Origin of the sequence: Sporomusa sp. GT1 (assembly GCF_014634905.1) — a bacterium.
GTDB lineage: Bacteria > Bacillota > Negativicutes > Sporomusales > Sporomusaceae > Sporomusa > Sporomusa sphaeroides.
Genome location: NZ_BMBX01000001.1, coordinates 84677 through 105704 on the forward strand (window position 1 = coordinate 84677; position 21028 = coordinate 105704).

21 protein-coding genes are annotated in these 21028 nt (G+C 46.4%); 1 reads left to right on the forward strand and 20 read right to left on the reverse strand.

Going from position 1 to position 21028, the window contains the following annotated elements; all coding sequences use genetic code 11:
- The 16 genes from GT1_RS00455 to GT1_RS00530 form a co-directional block, all read right to left on the reverse strand.
- Complete coding sequence (locus GT1_RS00455) at positions 1 to 1962, reverse strand: bifunctional 4-hydroxy-3-methylbut-2-enyl diphosphate reductase/30S ribosomal protein S1 (protein WP_188396633.1); 1962 nt, start codon at positions 1960 to 1962, stop codon at positions 1 to 3.
- A gap of 191 nt (positions 1963 to 2153) precedes the next feature.
- Positions 2154 to 4010, reverse strand: a complete 1857-nt coding sequence (locus GT1_RS00460; protein WP_075755383.1) for a carbon starvation protein A — start codon at positions 4008 to 4010, stop codon at positions 2154 to 2156.
- Positions 4011 to 4251: 241 nt separating this feature from the next.
- Positions 4252 to 5022: a LytTR family DNA-binding domain-containing protein gene (locus GT1_RS00465; RefSeq protein WP_188396635.1), complete on the reverse strand. Its 771-nt coding sequence runs from the start codon at positions 5020 to 5022 to the stop codon at positions 4252 to 4254.
- Positions 5015 to 6739: a sensor histidine kinase gene (locus tag GT1_RS00470; protein ID WP_075755379.1), complete on the reverse strand. Its 1725-nt coding sequence runs from the start codon at positions 6737 to 6739 to the stop codon at positions 5015 to 5017. The genes GT1_RS00465 and GT1_RS00470 overlap by 8 nt, the downstream gene beginning before the upstream one ends.
- A 4-nt stretch (positions 6740 to 6743) precedes the next feature.
- Complete coding sequence (locus GT1_RS00475) at positions 6744 to 7355, reverse strand: 1-acyl-sn-glycerol-3-phosphate acyltransferase (protein WP_075755377.1); 612 nt, start codon at positions 7353 to 7355, stop codon at positions 6744 to 6746.
- Positions 7348 to 8022, reverse strand: a complete 675-nt coding sequence (gene cmk, locus GT1_RS00480; protein WP_075755375.1) for a (d)CMP kinase — start codon at positions 8020 to 8022, stop codon at positions 7348 to 7350. Before cmk ends, GT1_RS00475 begins: the two co-directional genes overlap by 8 nt.
- A gap of 12 nt (positions 8023 to 8034) precedes the next feature.
- Entirely contained in the window at positions 8035 to 9333 is a 1299-nt protein-coding gene (gene aroA, locus GT1_RS00485) for a 3-phosphoshikimate 1-carboxyvinyltransferase (RefSeq protein WP_188396637.1), read from the reverse strand.
- Between the two features lie 22 nt (positions 9334 to 9355).
- Entirely contained in the window at positions 9356 to 10384 is a 1029-nt protein-coding gene (gene aroF, locus GT1_RS00490) for a 3-deoxy-7-phosphoheptulonate synthase (protein WP_188396639.1), read from the reverse strand.
- Between the two features lie 122 nt (positions 10385 to 10506).
- A complete protein-coding gene (locus GT1_RS00495; protein ID WP_075755369.1) occupies positions 10507 to 11064 on the reverse strand; it encodes a hypothetical protein in 558 nt (185 codons plus the stop codon).
- A gap of 120 nt (positions 11065 to 11184) precedes the next feature.
- Positions 11185 to 12426, reverse strand: coding sequence for an NAD(P)/FAD-dependent oxidoreductase (locus GT1_RS00500; protein ID WP_188396641.1), 1242 nt, complete (start codon positions 12424 to 12426; stop codon positions 11185 to 11187).
- An 80-nt stretch (positions 12427 to 12506) separates the two neighbouring features.
- On the reverse strand, positions 12507 to 13241 hold the full coding sequence (locus GT1_RS00505; RefSeq protein WP_188396643.1) for a pseudouridine synthase: 735 nt from the start codon (positions 13239 to 13241) through the stop codon (positions 12507 to 12509).
- Between the two features lie 29 nt (positions 13242 to 13270).
- Positions 13271 to 14254 (reverse strand): hypothetical protein, encoded by a 984-nt coding sequence (locus tag GT1_RS00510; RefSeq protein WP_188396645.1) that lies wholly within the window; start codon positions 14252 to 14254, stop codon positions 13271 to 13273.
- Between the two features lie 16 nt (positions 14255 to 14270).
- Complete coding sequence (locus tag GT1_RS00515) at positions 14271 to 15551, reverse strand: FAD-dependent oxidoreductase (RefSeq protein WP_188396647.1); 1281 nt, start codon at positions 15549 to 15551, stop codon at positions 14271 to 14273.
- A 107-nt stretch (positions 15552 to 15658) separates the two neighbouring features.
- Entirely contained in the window at positions 15659 to 16198 is a 540-nt protein-coding gene (locus GT1_RS00520) for a spore maturation protein (RefSeq protein ID WP_075755359.1), read from the reverse strand.
- Positions 16199 to 16214: 16 nt separating this feature from the next.
- On the reverse strand, positions 16215 to 16796 hold the full coding sequence (locus GT1_RS00525) for a nucleoside recognition domain-containing protein (RefSeq protein WP_075755357.1): 582 nt from the start codon (positions 16794 to 16796) through the stop codon (positions 16215 to 16217).
- Positions 16797 to 16869: 73 nt separating this feature from the next.
- Entirely contained in the window at positions 16870 to 17967 is a 1098-nt protein-coding gene (locus tag GT1_RS00530) for a D-alanyl-D-alanine carboxypeptidase family protein (protein ID WP_223225975.1), read from the reverse strand.
- A 350-nt stretch (positions 17968 to 18317) separates the two neighbouring features.
- Between GT1_RS00530 and GT1_RS00535 the strand changes: the two genes are divergently transcribed.
- The gene (locus GT1_RS00535; protein ID WP_075755353.1) at positions 18318 to 18512 is read left to right on the forward strand and encodes a rubrerythrin family protein; all 195 of its coding nucleotides are present in this window, start codon (positions 18318 to 18320) and stop codon (positions 18510 to 18512) included.
- 62 nt (positions 18513 to 18574) lie between these two features.
- On the opposite strand, the gene ytfJ is transcribed toward GT1_RS00535, so the two are convergent.
- The 4 genes from ytfJ to GT1_RS00555 all read right to left on the reverse strand — a co-directional run bounded on the left by ytfJ (position 18575) and on the right by GT1_RS00555 (position 21024).
- Positions 18575 to 19030, reverse strand: coding sequence for a GerW family sporulation protein (ytfJ, locus tag GT1_RS00540; RefSeq protein ID WP_075755351.1), 456 nt, complete (start codon positions 19028 to 19030; stop codon positions 18575 to 18577).
- Entirely contained in the window at positions 19023 to 19700 is a 678-nt protein-coding gene (locus tag GT1_RS00545) for a DUF2953 domain-containing protein (protein WP_188396649.1), read from the reverse strand. Before GT1_RS00545 ends, ytfJ begins: the two co-directional genes overlap by 8 nt.
- Before the next feature lie 75 nt (positions 19701 to 19775).
- Positions 19776 to 20309, reverse strand: a complete 534-nt coding sequence (gene scpB / locus GT1_RS00550; protein WP_188396651.1) for an SMC-Scp complex subunit ScpB — start codon at positions 20307 to 20309, stop codon at positions 19776 to 19778.
- Positions 20310 to 20316: 7 nt separating this feature from the next.
- Complete coding sequence (locus tag GT1_RS00555) at positions 20317 to 21024, reverse strand: ScpA family protein (RefSeq protein ID WP_188396653.1); 708 nt, start codon at positions 21022 to 21024, stop codon at positions 20317 to 20319.
- Between the last annotated feature and the right edge of the window lie 4 nt (positions 21025 to 21028).

Consider the following 21028-nt stretch of genomic DNA (forward strand, 5'->3'; position numbering starts at 1 on the left):
TTAGTCCTCCCGTTTAAACAAATGACCAAATTTATCACCAAGCGTAACACCCGATGCAGGAGCCTGTTTAGTCAGGTAATCATTGAATTCTGCCCGCTCTTTATCCTGCTGAGCTTGCACCATACTCAGGGCAATTCGCTTGGTTTCTTTATCAACACTTAATATTTTAACCGCTACCTGCTGCCCGATGCTTACTGCTTCTTCGGCATTAACAATACGCCTTTCCGCTACTTCCGAAATATGCACCAAGCCTTCAACACCTGCTTCAATTTCTACAAAAACACCGAACTTTACAATTTTGGTAACCTTTCCAGCGACTACCGAACCAACAATTAGTTTATCGACAGCAGCATACCAGGGATCTCTTTCAACATCTTTCAGACTAAGTGACAGCTTTTTGGCCTCCATATCAACCTTAAGTACAACCACTTTAACATCATCGCCAACACTGACCACTTCCTGGGGCGTTCTAACCCGCTGCCAGGATAAGTCGGAAATATGAACCAGTCCGTCGATGCCACCGATATCGACAAATGCGCCAAAGTTAGCCAAACGACTTACTTTGCCGGTAATTGTCTGTCCCACCGCCAGTTTAGCAAACAGTTCGTTCTCCTTGGCTTCCTTTTCTGCCAGCAGCAATTGTTTGCGGGATAATACAGCTTTCTGTTTTTCCCTGTCAATTTCAATAGGAACTGCCGGAAGAGTTTGTCCGATAAAAGTATTCAAATCCTCCACATATCTGATATCCAGCTGTGATGCCGGAATAAAAGCGCGTACACCGAATACGGCGGCAACCACACCGCCTTTAACCACTTCGGTGACCCTGGCTTCAACCGCCTGTTTGGCTGCAAGGGCCTGCTCGAGCTTATCCCAGGCGGTAATTTTATCAGCCTGCGCTTTAGATAGCTTAACTTGACCGTCAGCACCATCAGCCTCAATGACCAGCACATCAATAATTTGTCCCTGACTTACAGCGTCAGCAGCCGTCTGCGGGGCCGGATAAGCAAGTTCTGACAGGGGTATGACTCCTTCCGCTTTATAACCGATATCAACAAATACCTCATCATGGCGTATTCCCACAACAGTGCCTTTGATAACACTGCCGGCCTCAAGTTTAACCACATTGCCAATATTCATTTCTTCCATCTTAGCATATACCTCCTCAATTACCCACTCAGGGGTTGACGCACCGGCTGTAATACCGGCATTCTGTACATTTACAAACCACTCAGGCTTTAGCTGACCGGCTGACTCAATGTGCCGCGTTTTGCAGCCGGCCTCCTGGCAGACACTTGCCAGGCGGGTGGTATTGGCACTATTTTTGCCGCCGACTACGATCATAATATCTACTTTTTTCGCCAGGTCGAGCGCTGCCTGCTGTCTGAGGTCAGTTGCTGTACAAATAGTGCGCTCAATCTTCAAATCCTCACATTTGGTTTTTAAAATTGACAGAATGGCTTCAAAATCATTGGCAGCAAAGGTAGTCTGAGCCACCACTCCCAGCCGCGGATAAAACGGCAACGACTTGGCTGCAGCAATGGTTTCTACCACTTGGGCTTCCTCATTTGACCAGGCCACAATGCTTCTTACCTCAGGATGCTGGTGCTCGCCGACAATGACCACCTGATAACCGGACTGCCTAAGCTCATAGGCTGCCTGTTGAGCCTTCTTTACATGCGGGCAGGTGGCATCAACCACGTCTAACTGCTTGGCCTCAGCCTGCCGGTAGATTTCCGGCCCCACGCCATGTGACCGGATAATGACCTTGCCTGCAGGAATATCCTCCAGATTGTCAACCGCACCAATGCCTTGCGTTTGCAGGTGACTAACCATTTGCGGATTATGAATAATGGGTCCTAAGGTATGTACCGGACAATTTGACGCAACAGCACTCACAGCCATGTTGACAGCTCGCTTTACTCCATAACAAAAGCCCCGGTGCTCAGCCAAATATATTTTCATAAAAGCCTCCTATTATATATTCCACAGCCAAAAATATGGCAGGCGCAGGCAGGTAATGGCCTTAAAGCTGTCTTTTGTATATTCACCTTATTTATTATACCCCCTTTACTCTGGCGTTTCAAATAAAAAGCAAAACCGCCACCAATTCGGCAAAGCCAAATTGGTGGCGGTTATCAGGCAACAATTAACTATTAGCTTGGAATATTAGGCTTTGTGGTATCAACCGGACAAGACATAATCGAAATCTCCGTGTTCATACCAATCGGCTTATCTGTTTTTAACAGCTGGCGCCACAGTCTGATAGAATCAATCAGGGTAATAATTACCAGGATAATCAGGATAATGCTCATTGTACCATTAGTGTTACCTAAGGTATCGCCGCGTTTGAAAAACATTTGTACGTTCATTACACCGGCAGTGATAACAGTAACGGTCAGAAAAGCAAGCGGTGCAAAGGTAATCCATGCATAGGATTTCTTAGGAGCAATTTTCAGGATAATGGTAGTGCCAAGAGCCAGGGCAATTACTGCCAAAAGCTGATTGGCAACACCGAACAGCGGCCAAATGGTGGCTACGTCACCACTATAGAGCAGGTAGCCCCAGCAGTAGGTTACGATAGCACTGGTAAAGAGAATGCCAGGCCACCAGTTGGTTTGTTTGAGCGGAGCATATATATATGTGCCGAGAATATCCTGAAGGATGTAGCGGGCTACACGGGTACCGGCGTCAATTGTGGTAAGAATGAACAGCGCTTCAAACATGATGGCAAACTGATACCAATAGCTCATGAGATGCTGCATACCACCAATACTGGAAAAGATGTGAGCCATACCAACGGCCAGCGATACAGCACCGCCAGGACGGTGAGCGACATCCATTTGCACCAAACGGGATAATTCTTGGATTTCAACAGTAGGAATACCTAATTTGGCAAATACAGCCGCCGGGCTGTTAATCGCAAAATAATCACCAGGCATCAGCACAACTGCCGAAATAAGAGCCATTACCGCCACAAAACCTTCGGTCAGCATGCCGCCGTAGGCAATCAGGCGGGCCTGAGACTCAAGTTCAATCATCTTAGGAGTTGTACCTGAACTGATAAGCGAATGGAATCCGGAAATGGCGCCGCAGGCAATAGTAATGAACACATACGGCCACCAGGGTCCGGGAATAATGGGTCCGCCACCGTGAATAAACTGAGTGGTCATCGGCATGTTAACCGTTGGCTGAACAATGAGAATGCCTAATGCCAATGCCAATACAGTACCAATCTTCATATACGAACTTAAATAGTCACGGGGAGCCAATAACAGCCATACCGGCAAAACTGCGGCAAAGAAGCCATACAGCGGTAAGGCTACTGATAATTGCTGCTTAGTTAAGTCAAAGATACCGGCAATTCCTGCCCAGGGCTGACCAGGGCTTAGCCAATGGCCGGTAAATACGGCAGCCATTACCAGGAGGAAGCCAACAATGGAACCCGACCGGATAGCACCCGGGGAGATTTTGAACATATAGAGACCAATGACAATAGCAATCGGGATGGTCATAAACAGCGTGTATACGCCCCAAGGATTTTTAAACAGGGCATTGACAACAACAATAGCCAAGCCGGCAAGAGCAACAATAATGATAAAGAGAATTGCGAGCGAAGTGGTTACACCGGTCAACGGACCAACCTCACGCCGGGCAACAACTGCCAGCGATTGACCATTGTGACGCACCGACGCGAACAGGATAATAAAATCATGAACAGCACCGGCAAAAACTGAACCTAGTAAAATCCACATAAAGCCAGGGCCCCACCCATATTGGGCAGCCAATACCGGACCAACAAGCGGGCCAGCACCTGCAATAGCTGCAAAGTGGTGACCAAACAATACCCATTTATTGGTTGGTACGAACTCTCGTCCGTCATTACAACGGTAGGCCGGAGTTATATTGGCATCATTTAATGCCAGGACTTTTGCCGCGATGAATGCTGAGTAATACCGGTACGCCAGCACATAAACACAAATCGAAACTACTAATAAATTAACTGAATTCAAAAATAATTCCTCCTTTCAGAATCTAAAAACTAAACCTTGTGAATACAATCCCCCTTTCACAGAAGATTCCCTTATATTTGAAATGATACAGTATAGTGTATGAGTAGGCAATACGTCTGCCGTGAAATGACAAAAAACCAGGATGAAATACACTATCATCCTGGTCAACAGCACACTCTTGTATACATAGTTACACATGTTTTTTTATTCTAACAGAAAATATAACTTGGCCGTGTTTTCTTCATAAACCGAATATTTTTTTGAGTTTGGGAACCTGCTGGCGGCTGACCGGCACTTCTTCAGCCAACCCTTCCAGGATCAAATTATAAGTACCGTTAAACCACGGAATTATCTCCCGGATTTTTTCTATATTAACAAGATAGGCACGATGGGTACGAAAAAACAATTGTTCATCCAGGCGAGAATAAAACTCCTGGAGAGACATATTGGAGTAATAGCATTTATTGGCCGTGCGGATGGCTAATTGGCCTTCGGCACAATATACGGCAATAATATCCTTTGTGTCAATTACAAAAGCTTTGCCGTTGTGTTCAATCGCCAATTTTTGCAGAGAATAAGGCACTGCTGCTAACTCGCCGGCCCGTTTGGTGGAATTGGTCTGCACAGCTTCCTGCAATAATGCCCGAACCTTTTCTATACATTTTGCCACTCTTTTGGCGGAAAAGGGTTTCAATAAATAGTCGACGGCATTAAGATCAAAAGCTTTAACCGCAAATTCTTCGTGCGCTGTGGCAAAAACAAGCAACGGCACAATCTGAGCCGCATGCATTTTTTCGGCAATTTGGATACCGTTTGAGCCGGCCATTTCAATATCCAGAAAAATTAAGTGCGGATTCAGCGAGGGTATGGCGTTGATGACGGTATCACCACCGGCAAACTCACCCACAACCTCAATTTCACGAAAACTTTCCAACAAGTATTTTAACTCACTGCGTGCCGGCTCTTCATCATCAACAATCATGACTCTAATGGTGCGTAATTGATCAACCATTCACCACAACCTCCATGTCAATGGGTATATGGAGCAGCACTGTTGTTCCCTGCCCTTCCACACTATCAATGGCAAGTGCATGTTTGGGACCGTATATCGCTTTGAGACGTTCATTAACATTAGTTAAACCAACACCGGCTCCTTTGCCAAAACCATATTCCAGTATCTGTTTTTGGATGGTGGCCGGGATACCCTGACCATTGTCGGTAATGGAAATCTCAACCTGCCTGCCAATGATTTGCGCGAGAATTTTAATGGTTCCGCCATCAACTTTGGCCAGAAGACCATGTTTTACAGCATTCTCGACAAGTGGCTGCAAGGTAAAAGCAGGGATAAATATATCCAGAGTATCAGGATCTATGGCATGCTCAATGGTTAGCCGCGAACCAAATCTCGCTTGTTCGAGAGTGAGATAGGAATCCACATGCTCAAGTTCTTCTTTGAGGGTGACAAAATCCCGGGCTGTTTTTAGGCTGCGCCGAAAGAACTCGCTTAACTCAATTAAAAGATTGCGGGCATTTTCAGGATTTGTACGGCAAAAAGAAACAATCGTATTCAGGGAATTAAATAAGAAATGCGGATTGATTTGAGCTCTAAGGGCTTTTAGCTCCGCTTTGGCCGTTAACTCTGCTTTATGTTGGAGGGCTGCCAGTTCAAGCTGAGTACCAAATACCTGGCCAAGTCCCTGGGCAAATTCGATATCCAGCGCTGTCAGCGCTTCTTCGCGCGCGTAATAAATCTTCAAAGTGCCAACAAGCTCGTCCCGGCAATAGAGCGGTACGACTATCGCCGATTTTAGCGGACAGGCCGGTTCCGTGCAGCCAATCTCTGCCTGCGTCTGAGCTACCGTAACCTGCTGCTGGGCCAAACAGGCTTTAGTTAATTTAGTAAATACCCGCATGCCCTGTGCATGATGGTCACTGCCACGGCCTATATGGGTTAACACTCGTTCCAAATCGGTGATTGCCACTGCGGCAGCCGAAGTCATAGTTAAGATATTTGCAGCTACTTTTTCAGCCGAGATTGGATTTAACCCCTGGCGGAAATGGGGTAATGTAGCATTTGCTATCTTGAGGGCTTTGTGAGTTTGCAAAGCGGCAATTTGGGTCTGATGCTCTTTGGCGTTATGAATAATAATCATAAAAACCGCGATACCTATGGCATTGGCCAGCGACATGGGAACAGCGACAAGAGACACCAGCGACCAGGCTGCTTCGTAAGGTTTTGCAAATACTAAAATCAAGCCCATACTGAGCATGATTACACTAACACCGATAATTACACCGGTAATCCATTCCGATGTTTTCGGTTTAATACGCATATGAACATAGCCGGCTATCACACCGCCGATTATGGTGGCAATGCCGCACTGCACAGCAGTAAAACCCCCAAGGTAAATCCGGTGCAGGCCGCTGATTACCCCGGTAGCGGTTCCTACCAGCGGACCGGCCAAGAGCCCGGCGGCAATTGCCCCGGTATCCCGGACATTGGCAAGCGCGCCTTCAATGGGTATGCCAAAATACGTGCCGGCAATAGATATAAGCGAAAAAATAAATATAAGTGCCAACTTCTCCCGGCCGGTAGTAGTTTCTTTAAAAAGCAGGCGAAAAGCCCGTGTATGTGATAATACATACGCAAAAACGGCAATTATGGCAATACGCTGCACTAAGATTATCGATAAATGAACTTCTACTATTTCGATCGTGCTATTTCCCATATACTTATACCTGCTTGCCAGACGAGGGATTGGCCGCCTCCAGCAAAAGACCTATCTCTGTCATAATTCGCATACTCATGACCTCCATAGTATCTTGGGTATTATTGTCACGGCTTACTATAATCGGCTTGCCAAAGACCACCTTAAATTCCGGCAGCCAGTGTCCGTCCCGGAAGACTTTATCGGTGCCAATTAGCGCCGCCGGCACCACCGGCACGCCGGACTTAATCGCCAGCAGGGCAAATCCGGGTTCCGGCGCACCCAGTTTACCACTCTTACTGCGAGTGCCTTCAGGAAAGATGCCGAGAACAGAACCGTTCTCCAGCAGTGTCAAAGCGGTACGGATTGCTTTCCTGTCAGCCGCTCCCCGCCTTACCGGAAAAGCTCCTAGTTTGGTAATCAACCAGCTAAATATAGGGTTAGAAAACAATTCTTCCTTAGCCATAAAGTGAATTTTCCGTGGTATAGCGGTACCAAGCACCGGCGGGTCCCAAAGACTGATATGGTTTGCCGCAATAATAACACCACCTGCCGGTATATTCTCGGCTCCAATCACTTTCCAGCGAAATACCAGTGAGAAAAAGGTGCGCAGTATAACATGAACCAAGTTATACATTTGTCTGCCTCTCCTTGCATAGGTTTAGTATTTTTTCCACAGTGTCATCGATAGACAAATGGGTAGTATCAACCTGAATAGCGTCGGCAGCAGCGATGAGCGGCGCAACTTCCCGTTCACAGTCTTCCTTGTCCCGGCAGGCAATTTCATTTTCCAGTTCAGCCAAAACAATGGTATAGCCTTTGTCTGTCAGTTCCCGCCACCGGCGTTTCGCCCGCTCGGCAATAGATGCTGTTAAAAATATTTTTATGTCGGCATTAGGCAAAACATGAGTGCCAATATCACGGCCATCCATAACAACGCCACCCTGGCTCGCCATTTCCCGCTGCAATTTTAACATAACATCTCTAAGCTCAGGTACCTGCGCTACCTTGGCTACAAGCCGGCTGACCTCAGGGGTGCGGATGGCCTCCGTAATATCCTGTCCGGCCACAGCCACTTTGGTTTTACCATCCACATAGGACAGCTTTACATCAAGCTTGCGGGCTAAACCGGCAATCTCCCGGTTATTAGGTTCCACACCTTCATGAAGCGCCTGCCAGGCTACTGCCCGATACATAGCTCCGGTGTCAATATAGGTATAGTTTAACTTTTGCGCGGCAAGTTTTGCTACCGTACTCTTGCCAGCGCCTGCCGGTCCGTCAATTGCAATGATTAAGGGCTTCATTTATTGCCTCCTTTACTCCTGCCTTAATGCTGCCAAAATGCTAAAAAAGTCAGGATAAGAAATTTTTACACAATCAGGTTCTTCGATTTCAACGCCTTGGGCAGCCGCACCAGCCACTGCCAGCGCCATGGCCATGCGGTGATCGTGGTGGGAATTGCATGAGGCAAAATTTAATTTTTGCGGTCCGTTAATAATAAGGCCATCGGCAGTTTCGTCAATAGCGGCCCCCATCTTCCCAAGCTCGAGCACAACGGCCTTGAGACGGTCGGTTTCTTTTACCCGCAGTTCTTCTGCGCCGGTAACAACGGTTTGACCTTCGGCAAACAAAGCCGCAACCGTTAATACCGGAATTTCGTCAATAAGACGCGGGATAATCTCGGCGCCAATGGTTACGCCCTGCAGCTTAGCCGAACGAACAATAATATCTGCTACCGGTTCTCTGCCGCTCCAGCGTTCATTGGTAACCGTTATATCTGCACCCATTTGGGTTAATATATCGAGAATACCGGTGCGGGTCGGGTTGATGCCCACATTGACTAATACTAATTGACTGTTAGGAATAATGGAGGCAGCTACCAGCCAGAAGGCTGCTGAGCTGATATCACCCGGGACATCAATTTGCTCCGGGGCGTCAACCTTTTGTACAGGCTCAATGATAATACTGTTACCCTCCCGTTTAACAGGTATGCCGAAGGTTTCAAACATGCGCTCAGTATGATCGCGTGAAGGCATTGGTTCGGTAACAATAGTCGGGCTGTTGGCAAATAGTGCTGCCAATAGTATGGCTGACTTTACTTGCGCGCTGGCAACAGGCATATCATATTCAATGCCTTGTATTTGTTCGGCTGCCAAAATAGCTAAGGGAGCATACCGTGACTGCTCACGCCCCTTAACGTTTATTCCCATCCTGGCCAGTGGTGTTATAACCCGGGCCATCGGGCGTTTTCTCAGGGAAGCATCACCGGTCATAACGCTAAAAAACGGCTGAACTCCTAATAAACCTGTCATCAGTCTTATTGTTGTTCCCGAATTACCGGCATCAAGTACCTCATGCGGTTCACGCAGTCCGTAAAACCCATTGCCTGTAACAGTAAGAACCCCTGCATCGCCTTGCTCAACACGTACTCTAAGCGCCCGCATGCAGTCAATCGTTGACCAACAGTCGGCGGCATGCAAAAAATTTGTTATCTTTACAGGCGTATCAGCAAGACCGGCAAGCATAATACTGCGGTGCGATATCGACTTATCTCCCGGAATATTGACAGTCCCTTTCAGACCGGTTGTTCCCGTAACTTTCATATTTTCTCCCATACTACTATACTACTCCCTCTCATCACTTATTTTTCTTTTTATTTACGGTTCGACCAAGTGCGGCAGTTAATTTGTCCAGTTCTTCCATGAGCTGGGCAAAATTTCCTGGCGTGAGTGACTGAGGTCCGTCAGATAAGGCTTCCTCCGGGCAGGGATGCATTTCTATCAGCAAGCCGTCAGCACCGGCGGCAACTGCAGCCTTGGTCATAGGACTAACCCACCGCCAACTGCCTGTGCCATGGCTTGGATCAACAATAACAGGCAAATGGCTTATATGTTTTATTACCGGCACAGCACTCAAATCCAGCGTATTGCGTGTATAGGTCTCATAGGTACGAATGCCCCGCTCACACAATACGATTTGATCGTTGCCGCCTGACATAATGTATTCAGCAGCCATGAGCCATTCTTCAATCGTAGCTGCCAAACCACGCTTTAGCAGAACTGGTTTTTTGGCTAACGCTACTTCTTTGAGCAGTACGAAGTTTTGCATGTTGCGTGTACCAATTTGCAGCATATCTACATACTCGGCAATTAATTCTACTTTACGGGGATCGGTTACCTCTGAAACAACAGGCAAACCTACTTCCTGACCAACCGTCCTGATAATTTCAAGACCGTCTTTTTCCAGCCCTTGAAAACTGTAGGGTGAAGAACGCGGTTTATATGCTCCGCCCCGCAGCATTGCCGCCCCGGCCTCTTTGGCGCTGGCAGCAGCTTGCTGTAATTGTTTATAGCTTTCAATTGCACAAGGCCCGGCAATAACGGGGATGTTTTCTCCGCCAAAACTGGCAGTGCCAACCGTAACAATAGTATTGTGCTGTTGAAACTCCCGACTGGCTAATTTATAAGGTTTTGCAACAATAACTACCTTATCAACGCCTGGCATTCTTTCATATAGATCGGGATTACAGGCCGATAAGTCACCACTGGCTGTAATAATTGTTTTATCTGCGGTAGTTATCGAGTGACCATCCAAGCCCAACTGTCGAAGCTTGTCCATTACCCGATTAACCTGGCCGGTAGTGGGAGTGTTCATCATTATAATCATAACAGGCCTCCACAATATCTCCAAAAATATGCTTTAGTATAATTCCCTGCCTGGTAAAAATTCTCCTCCAACATCCGCAGTTTATTGCCGAATTTCCGTAAATAATTCACCCTTGCGGCGTATTACCGTTTAAAAATTACCTTCCCTACCACCACAAGATTACTTTGATTTTCCAGTAAAATACCATCCACAGGATACACCAGATCATTTTTATGTGTATCAATAATAAACTGGGCGGTTTTTTTAATTCTAACAGCGTCAATTTCGATATAATCGCCTTCATATACTGTAAGTTCAACTTCACCTTTGCCAAAATTGCCCACCGTTTCCCCGTTTACGGTAACAATCGCATCAACACCGGCCGGCGGGTTAATCATCCGGATGGTAATTTTCTTCCCCGGCCGCAGCGTACGCATCGACTTGGCGACAACTTTGTTTACCGTGTTCATAGTCCGGTCAGCATTAGGCAAAGGCACATCGGCGGCATACATAGTGGCAGGAGAAGTGATTTGCTCGCCCTCCAGTTTATCTACCAAAGAGAGATATTTTCGGGCCTCGCCATGCACAAGGAGAACTTGCACTACCAGCAGCAAAACAACAGCTGCTGTGGCCAGTTTGATGAGCAGCCGGTCGATAACATAGAAATGCTTACGGCGGAACTTGTCATTTCGGTTCTCCATCCTAAAGCCCCCTATCGCAGTTCATCTCTACTAAAATGCCTTGCGGCCCTTACATAGCTAGTTTACAAGGTATTAGTGCTGCATCCGGCAATAACATGAAGTATATCACCGGATGCAGCACTAGCTCCCGGCAGCAGACCTGCCGGCCACATAGCCGGTAGAAAAAGCGGCTTGCAAATTAAAACCACCGGTGTATCCGTCTATGTCAATAACTTCACCGGCAAAAAACAAACCGGGTATCAATTTTGATTCCATGGTCCTTGCATCAATTTCTTTGGTACTGACACCGCCGGCCGTTACTATAGCTTCAGCTACCGGCCTGGTTTGCGAAATGGTAAACGTCAGGTGTTGAAGTATGGTTAGCAGGCGCATTCGCTCTTCTTTCGTAATTTGATGGACAAATTTATCCGGGTCAATAAACGACAAATCAATGACAACAGGAATTAGTTTGGCAGGCAGCAGTTCGTGCAGAGAGTTTTTCAACTGCTTTCTGGTAAACTTGGCAAAGTCACGCTGCAGGCGCTTGTCCAAAGTCTCCATACTAAGAGCCGGCTTAAGATTGATGGCTATCGTCACTTCCTGATCCGGAGCAGCGGCAAAAAGCTCAGACACTTTTTTGCTTAATGACAAAATAATGGGGCCGGACAGACCATAGTGGGTAAACAACATCTCGCCAAATTCTTCGGCGGCTTTTTTGCCGGCGCTTAACACAGTTGCTGTCACATTCTTAAGCGACAAACCTTGCAGTTCAGTTATCCATTCCTCCGCAACTTCCAGCGGCACCAGTGACGGCTTCAGCGGCACAATGGTATGTCCGGCAGCCTGCGCTAACCGGTAGCCGTCACCTGACGAACCTGTACCTGGATAGGAGGCGCCGCCTGTCGTAATAATTATGGCATCGGCCCGGTATTCGGCCTCTGTTGTAATAACACCAACAGCCCGGCCATCTTCTATAATTAGTTTTTTAACTGTTTGATTTGTTTTTACGTTAACCTGTAGTTTGGACAGTTCTTTAGTAAAGATGCTAATAACATCTTTGGCCTGATCACTAACCGGGAAAACCCGCCCGCCGCGTTCCACCTTGGTCGGCAAACCGGCCTGATTAAGAAAATCAACAACATCCTGATTAGTAAAGGCATGAAAAGCGCTGTATAAAAAAGAGCCATTCCCTGTCATATTTTTCACCAGTTCAGGAATATCGCAGTTATTCGTGAGATTGCAGCGGCCCTTTCCGGTAATAAGCAGCTTACGTCCGACATCTTTCATTTTTTCGAGTAGCGTTACCTGAGCGCCATATTGAGCCGCGCTTACGGCAGCCATAAGGCCGGCGGCTCCACCGCCGATGATAAGAACTTGCTGCATATGTCACACTCGCTTTTCTTAATTATTTGAGGAAATTGAGCAAAAAAACCCTTATTTACTTCCAAATAAGGGTGAAAAAATCAACTGTTTTTTTTCTTGCCCAGGCGTTTTAGTTCTTCCACCTCACCGGCAAGCAGTTGGCGGTACTGCCCTCGTCTGACTCCCTCCAAGGTTAAAAAGGCAAATTTAACCCGCTTTAAATTCTTCACAGGAAAACCGATTGCTTCACACATCCGGCGAATCTGCCTGTTTTTTCCTTCGTAAATAACAAATTCCATGGTAGTTAACGCTTTTTCCCTGTCGATGTCCACAATATTAATTTTTGCCGGCGCGGTCATGCCATCTTCTAATTTAATACCGGCCCGCAGCTTGTCGAGCTTCTCCTCAGGTGGATACCCCTGAACCTTGACTAAATAGGTTTTGGCGATCTCATGACTGGGGTGGGTCAGCGCATGCGTCAAATCACCGTCATTGGTCATAAGCAGCAGCCCTTCGGTATTATAATCCAGCCTCCCCACAGGATAAACCCGTTCCGGAATATCGGCAACAAGGGTAGCCACCGTTTTACGTCCCCGGGGATCTTCCAATGCAGTTATGATTCCTTTCGGCTTGTTGAGCAAAATATAAACATACTTTTCCGCTTTTAACGGCTTGCCATCAACAGCAACCCGGTCCCGCCTGGTCTCAACTTTACTGCCAAGCTCAGTAACCGTCTTGCCGTTAACGGTTACCCGGCCGGCTGTAATGAGTTCCTCTGCGTCCCGCCGTGATGCAATACCGGCTTGAGCAATAATTTTCTGCAAACGTTCTAACATGTATTTCGACTCCTACTTTTACACTTATTTTATTCTTGAGCAAATTGACTAAAATCAGTCTGTACTTTACAAGTGCGCACCCGTTTATTGTCTTTAGTTAGCCGGTCACAACTGCCGCAAATGCCTTCGCCACAGCACATGGTGGCATTATTGGTGGCTGCCATTGGCAGGTTGACTTGAGCCGTCTGCATGGCGGCGATAACTCCATAATGCTGCTCATCAGGCCCTGCGCTGACAATAAGCTCAGGACATTCTTTGCTGTCGGTTAACAGCTCGGTCAACGCCTGCATGCCAAACTGACGCATGGAGGCTACTTCCTGGACAGTAATGCCCAGTTCGGTAAGTTCACCGGCAATAAAAACCTTGCCAATCCTGCCCGGTGCGACAAGTGCTTTGATATCATTATTCTTTTTGACCAGCCGGTGTGCTATTGATAATGCAGGTGGCTGTCCCATACCCCCAGTTATTAATAATATTTTACCATTAACTATGTTGTCAATCCAGGGTTGACCAAAAATACCATTAAAATACGGACCGCGCACCAATACATGGTTATTGTTGTCGGCTAACAAGTGTGCGGATTTGGGTCCGGTAGTTTCAACAACCACTTGAAGATGGCTGCCAATGACCCGCATTACGCCTACAGGAAACTGATAGAACTGCTGGTCGGACGGCCGGCGCAAGAAAACAAAGGACCCGCATCTGTCAAGAGCCTGGGCAAGTTCAGGGATTACTTCAAATTCCAAGAGGTATGTATGCTCGGCAATCTTTTCTTTTAAAATAAATTCAGTATCGGCTTCCATGCGTACAGGTGCATCGGCATCAATAATCCAGTTTTTCTTTTTTGCTTGCCATTGTTTTTCGTATAGTATGCACACTCCGCTCCAGTTGCAATCACATACTGCTTCACCTTTTAAATGGCTGCAAAAAGTACAATGGTTAGTTTCCGCCAACAGGCAAGGGCAATAAGGAGAATTTATATCAATACACTTCATTGCCAGCTTATATAGCATATTTCACCCCTCCTTGTTAAACCAAACAGGTATTATAAATATCATTTAATCCCGTTTTGATAACACGGTCATTAATTTCTCCCCGAACGGCTGAATATAAGCCGCGTTGTTTCATCCGCTCAAAATAGGCCGAACCTGAGAAAGTATACCTTAGTTTAATGCCTTCTTCTGTCGTCATCTGCGCGTGAATATAATTGATAAAATCACCTGAAGCCAGTTCGGACGGCAGTTCAAGATACTTCATATCAATACAGCAGCGTACCGCATTATGGCCTGCTAAAAGTCCGGTTACTACCGCTTCCGTATGGCCTACAAGAATACCGGATTTTTCACCGGCACAGAACAAATTATCAATACCGTCTACTTTCAGTGAGCTGCCGCAAGGAGCCATACCCAAATACCGTATGGAATTCCCTACTCCCCCGGCGTACGGGTCTTCATACCTGGTGCGTTCCAGTCCGGGTATTGTCCGCAGCATATCAAGCGGGAAGAAAGGGGTCATTAGCTTGGCATGTCCGGTATCAATCAGAACCATGTTTTCAGCATAATCGGCAATGGCATATTGTGAGCAGGCTTTTTTTCCAAGCATTCCTGACTTTTTGAGATTTTCCGGCAAGGGTATGACTACCATGCCTTCTTTTTCTAATTTATCTTTAAGCTCAGGACTGAGTGAGTCTTTGTTAATTTTACAGGAGCCGCTCATAGCGCCATAGCTGCCATCGGCTTTTTTACCCATTATTTCTTTGACATCGGCCTTGGCGGTAATACTTACCCGGGGTCCGAATGTCGGACAGCGAAGAATGCACATGGAGCAACCGTTGCCATATTTTAGGCAATTGCCCATAGGGCCGGAAGTTCCGGTTGTGTCAACAAAGGCATCTGCCTTGAAAACTTCTTCGTTATCATCAAGAAGGTGTTGGATCTTTTTACCGTATTTAACTACACCAGATACCCTTACCCTGGTCTTGATTTCAATACCATAGTTTTGCAGGATTTTTTTCACCAAGGGTTCCATTGTAGTAACATCATAAAATGAAGCATGACTATGTCCGGGAAAATGTATACCTCTATGCCTGCTATTGGCATCCATGGCTACAAATAAGTCTCCCCCGCCCATGGCAATAGCTTCTTCAGCAGCCGTAAACCGGCCATTGTTGCGGAATATGCCCCCAACTAAGCCTGTTCCTAACAGCAAATCCGTGCGTTCAAGCAAAACTACCTGTGCCCCGGCTTTAGCCGCTGCTAACGCTGCGGCACAGCCAGCCCAGCCACCTCCAACTACGACGACTTTAATCATGGACTTCGCCTCCATTCCCCTGCTTTACATCACATTACAGTGTATTCGTTTGGATTCGAAGTGCCACAAATGCCGATATAGAAAAAACTGGCAACAAATGTTGCCAGTTAGCTTGTAAATAGATATTGGCACAGGTAGACGGCAAGCAAAAAGCTGGCTATATCACCTGATAGTCCGACCAGGAGAGCATACCGTGGATTGCTGATTGAAACCGCACCAAAGTATACGGTCAGCACGTAAAAGGTAGTGTCCGTACTGGCCAGCACGGTGGAAGCTATCCTCCCAACCAGCGAATCAGGACCATAGGTATTCAAAATTTCTGTTGCCATTCCAAGAGAACCACTGCCTGACAGCGGACGCATTATGGCTAACGGCACCAGATCAGCCGGTACTCCCAGCACATCCAGCAGCGGTGCCAGGAGTGCCACACAGGCGTCCATGGCACCTGATGCCCGAAAGATGCTGATAGCCACCAGCATGGCTACCAGACAGGGTATAATTCGGATAGCTGTTTGGAATCCTTCAGCAGCCCCTTCAATAAACGCTTCATATACTTTAACCTTGCGCAGGTATCCGACAATGGGAATTATGAGCAGCACAGCAGGAATAGCCCAAACTGACAGCTGCTCACTCAGTTCAGTCAACATCCGGAGTATTCCTCCTTTATCGTCTAAATACTGCCCGGCATAGCCGGTCAATAATAAGTACAAAAATGGTGGCAACCAAACTGACAATCAAGGTTGGCCCGACTATCTCGGTAGGATTTACCGAACCTGCCGCCGACCGCAGCGCAATAATAGTAGCCGGAACAAGGGTAAAACCGGTAGTGCATAAAGCCAGTAAAGTACACATAGCCGGCGTGGCCGTGCACTTTTTCGGATTTAAGGTCTGCAACTGCTGCATTGCTTTAATACCCAGCGGTGTTACCGCATTGCCCAGACCGAGCATATTGGCACTGATGGTCATAATGATCGCCCCCATGGCCGGATGATTTTTGGGTACACTGGGAAATAGCAAACCAACTATCGGCTGTAAAACGAAGGAGATGACTTTGATTAATCCCGATAATTCGGCAATTTTCATAATACCCAGCCATAAGCACATAATTCCAATTAAATTAATCGCCAATTCGACTGCACTTTTGGCAGCGCTGATGGCGCTCGCAGTAACAACCTCAATCCTCCCGTTCATTCCGGCATAAATAATGCCGCTGGCCATCAGTAACAACCAAATTACATTAATCATCACACTATCACCCATTATGATGTATGACAGAATGTTGCAGGCTAGAACGTCAAAAGGACGCCGGCGGCGTCCTTTAAGCAAAATTGCGAATTACAAATGTCACGAAGCCTACCACTGATCCCCAAATCAGTTTGAAAAATGATTTTCGTTCCACCGTCCGGTCAGCAACCAGTTCGGTACTGGCAACTGCTACATTATCGTACATGACGGTAACTGTGCCGAGTTTCTGCCCGGCGGCAACCGGTGCGGCAACTTTTTCAGGAGCATCAATTACCGTGGTAAATTTATCAAATTCATTATCAGCAACCGGTAGAATAATATCATCAGTGGCCATCAGTTTTACCTTACCGACTTTACCCTCAGTAATTTTAACGGTCTTTAGAATATCATCCTTACGGACAACAGGCAGTTGTGTGAGCTTGCTGAAACCGTAATCCAAAAGGTTTATGGAATCATCCCACATATGTTCGCTGTCCAGCACTACGGCAATAATTTGAATGCCGTTCCGGTTGGCGGCTGAAACCAGGCAGCGTCCTGCAGCATCGGTATAGCCTGTTTTAACCCCGTTAGCCCCGTCATAGAGCCATAGCATTTTGTTTTCGTTATACAAATCCCGGTCATGATCTTTCCCTGGCCAGGGAATAACTTTATGCTGGGTTGAAACAATTTGAGCAAAGAGTTGATTTTTATATCCGTATGCTGTAATTTTGGCCAAATCATGTGCCGTGCTATAATGCTGTTCATCAGGCAGGCCGCTGCTATTGGTGAAATTGCTGTTGACCGCGCCAATAGCATGAGCTTTAGCGGTCATCTGTTTAGCAAAATTTTCTACTGAGCCTGAAATATGTTCAGCCACAGCTACGGTTGCGTCATTGCCGGATACAAGCATTACGCCATACAACATATCCAGCAAGGTAAGCCGCTCGCCTGCTGTGAGCCATAAAGAGGATCCTTCCGTGCCGGCGGCTTGGTCGCTGGCAGTAACAACATCATCCAGTTTGCCGTACTCGAGCGCTGTTATCAGTGTCATAATCTTGGTGGTACTGGCCGGATAGCGCTGTTCTGCCGCATTTTTGCTATAAAGTACTTTTCCTGTTGATGCTTCTATGACAATTGCCGATTTAGCCGTAAGTTCCGGCAGAGCAGTCCCGGCAAATACAGTTGTTGGCAAAAAAACCAGACATAGCAGGGACAATATTCCAAAATTAATTAGTCGTCGCATAATTCAATCCTTTCGCGTAAGGTAAGCCAAGCAATATTATATAATTAAATTCACCACAGGTCAAAAGTAATTACCTGCCAAATTAATCCATGTTATAAGCCAGACCATCATCCATTTGTATCAAAATCAGGATCAATTTAGCGAGGATTGTTGCGCAGTGCAAGGCGGAGGAACCACACCGGCGTCGTAAAGCGGCTGTTAATAGCTAAGCTTGTCTAAATTTTACGTGTAATACTATCATGGCATTATTTGCGCAGCAGACGGAAATAATAGTAACAAATTCAAGGAGGTGAATCAATATGGAAACACTTGATCTTAAATCATCGTTGCGCACCACCCTGACGCAAAAGCAGGAACTTGTGCGCGATTATCAGTCGTTTGCCGATCGTATTAATGACAAAGAAGTAGCTAAAATGTTTAAACATTTCGCAGAAGCGGAAGCGCTGCATGCCACGCAAATTAAGAATAAGTTGGATGATTTAGCCAGCAATTAGTACTTGTATATGTAAAAACCCACACAATTATGTGTGGGTTTTTACATATACGACCGGTTGTCCTACTCCTCTGCCGAAGACTGCCGGTAGCCTTGAGTTTCGGCAGTTTGCGCAAGCTCTTCAAGTTCTTCCTCTTCACTGGCATCTTTGCTCAGCATGCTTTCAATCTTATTTATTACTTGTGGCACCATATCAATAAGCCGGTCATAAAAAAGGTTGCTCTCCACCGACATAAACCGCACTCCGCTAGTCGGCGAGCATACTAAAAATCCTACCGGTTTCACGCTAATGCCGGCACCGCTGGCACCACCAAAAGGGTGGCTGTGTGCAGCCGCTGTATCTTCGGCCTCATAGTCGCCGCCACCTGCCGCAAAACCAAATGTTACCCGCGATATAGGGACAATCACAGTTCCATCAGGGGTTTCCACCGCGTCGCCAACAATGGTATTGACATCAACCATACCTTTGATACTTTCCATAGCTGTTTTCATTAAACCCTGTATCGGATGATCAGCCACTGCGAGTCGCCTCCTTGTGCAATGAATTTGCTACTCTCGCCATACTTGCAGTAATAACATTGCCAAGTCTGATTCTGAATATACACCTTACTTCGACCTCCAGATAGTTGCATCCATATACGGGCTTCACCCTTACCGCAGGTTCGGAATCCATAATCAACCTATTTTGCAGCGATTGCAGCAACAGGCCCAGCATAGAGCCCAATATGCCCATTAGGACACCCGTAACAGCGGCATCCTCAAAGCCATATACAACTTTTATCTCAAGCCTGTCACAATGCATCGCCTGCGTTAATCTGTTTGCATAATGGCGATAGGTGCGGAAAAAGTGTCTGGTTGACTTAAGCAAACGCAAGAATCGCCGCGGGTTGTAAATAAATATCTTGGCCAGTTTTTTTACAAAACGCTGCTCACGCTCCGCATGTGTTGCGGTTTTAGCATGGGAAGTCTGTATTTCCGAGGTAACCCATGGCAAATCATTATACTGGATAATTTCAATAACAGGAATTTTCATGGTATAAATGAGCAGCTTTCTCAAGGCATAAACAGTCACTTCAAGAAAATCATCATCTTTACGCCGGCAAAAATGCAAGTCAATGTACAGGTTGACTTGTGAAAGCAGCCATAAAAAAAAGAGCACTGTTGTCAGGAATAATAGCCAGCTTTCCATGCTTTCCACCTCTCGCCTTGTAGCCTATTAGTTAGTATGCACGAATAAATAAAAATAAGACAACCAATGGTTGTCTTATTCCTCAGTCTCCGTACCCGGAAGCAGGCTGGCGATGGCCGGTAGGTCATCTAAGCTGTTCAGGCCAAAACATTGTAAGAACTCGTTAGTTGTGCCATATAAGATCGGACGTCCTACCGCTTCTTTGCGGCCTACTTCTTTAACGAGTGTACGGTCAAGCAGTGTGGCAATCACTCTGTCAGCTTTAACACCACGGATACTCTCAATTTCCTGTTTGGTCACAGGTTGTTTAAAGGCGACAATGGCGAGTGTTTCCAGGGCGGCAGCCGACAATTTGCTATCCTGCAGTTCGGCCAGTTTGCTGACAATATCAACAAGCGAGGGTTTTGTACATAGTTGATACCCACCTGCCACTTCCACAATGGTAAGACCACGCTGCTCACTCACCATGATGCCTGTCATTTCGACGATCAACGCATGCACATGGTCAACGTGAATATCTAATATTTGAGCTATTTTTGCCGCAGGCAGCGGCTGTCCGCTAGCAAATAGCAACGCTTCAATTGCTCCTTGCAAATGCTGATAAAACATCCGCCGGTCACTCCTTCAAACTAAGGCAAATCGGTGCAAACTGCTTTTCCTGGTGAATCATGATTTGCTTTAATCTAATTAGCTCCAATAACGCTAAAAAAGCGGCAATAAACTCCGAACGGGAACCTGTCCTAATCATGAGTTTGTGAAATTCCAGCTTCCCGTTGTTACTTCTCAACAGCGTCATAATATCGTGCATTTTATCCTTAACACTTATCTCTTCCGGGGCAATAACGGCAAAGTCTGGAATCACACTTTCCCAAAGCGCGGCAAAAGCTTTTAGTAAATCGTCAAGTGAAAGCCCTTCAGGCAGTGGAAACTGCTTGGCAAACTCCTGCGGCGATCTAATAAAATATTTATCCCGCTCACTGCCCAGTTGGTTGAGGAACTGGGCTACTTGCTTATATTTACGATATTCAATCAGCCGGTCAACCAGTTCTTGGCGCGGATCAATAAGCTCATCGGCTGCTTCGGCAATAACCGGACGCGGCAATAACATGCGCGATTTTATTTGTAACAGAGTAGCCGCCATAACGAGAAATTCACTGGCTACTTCAATATCGAACTCTTCCATAGCCTTAAGATAGTACAGATATTGCTCGGTTATCTCAGCGATGGGAATATTATAGATATCTATCTGACTTTTTTCAATTAGATGCATTAGTAAGGCTAATGGTCCCTCAAAAGCTTCTAGCTTGATAGTATAGCCTGACATAATT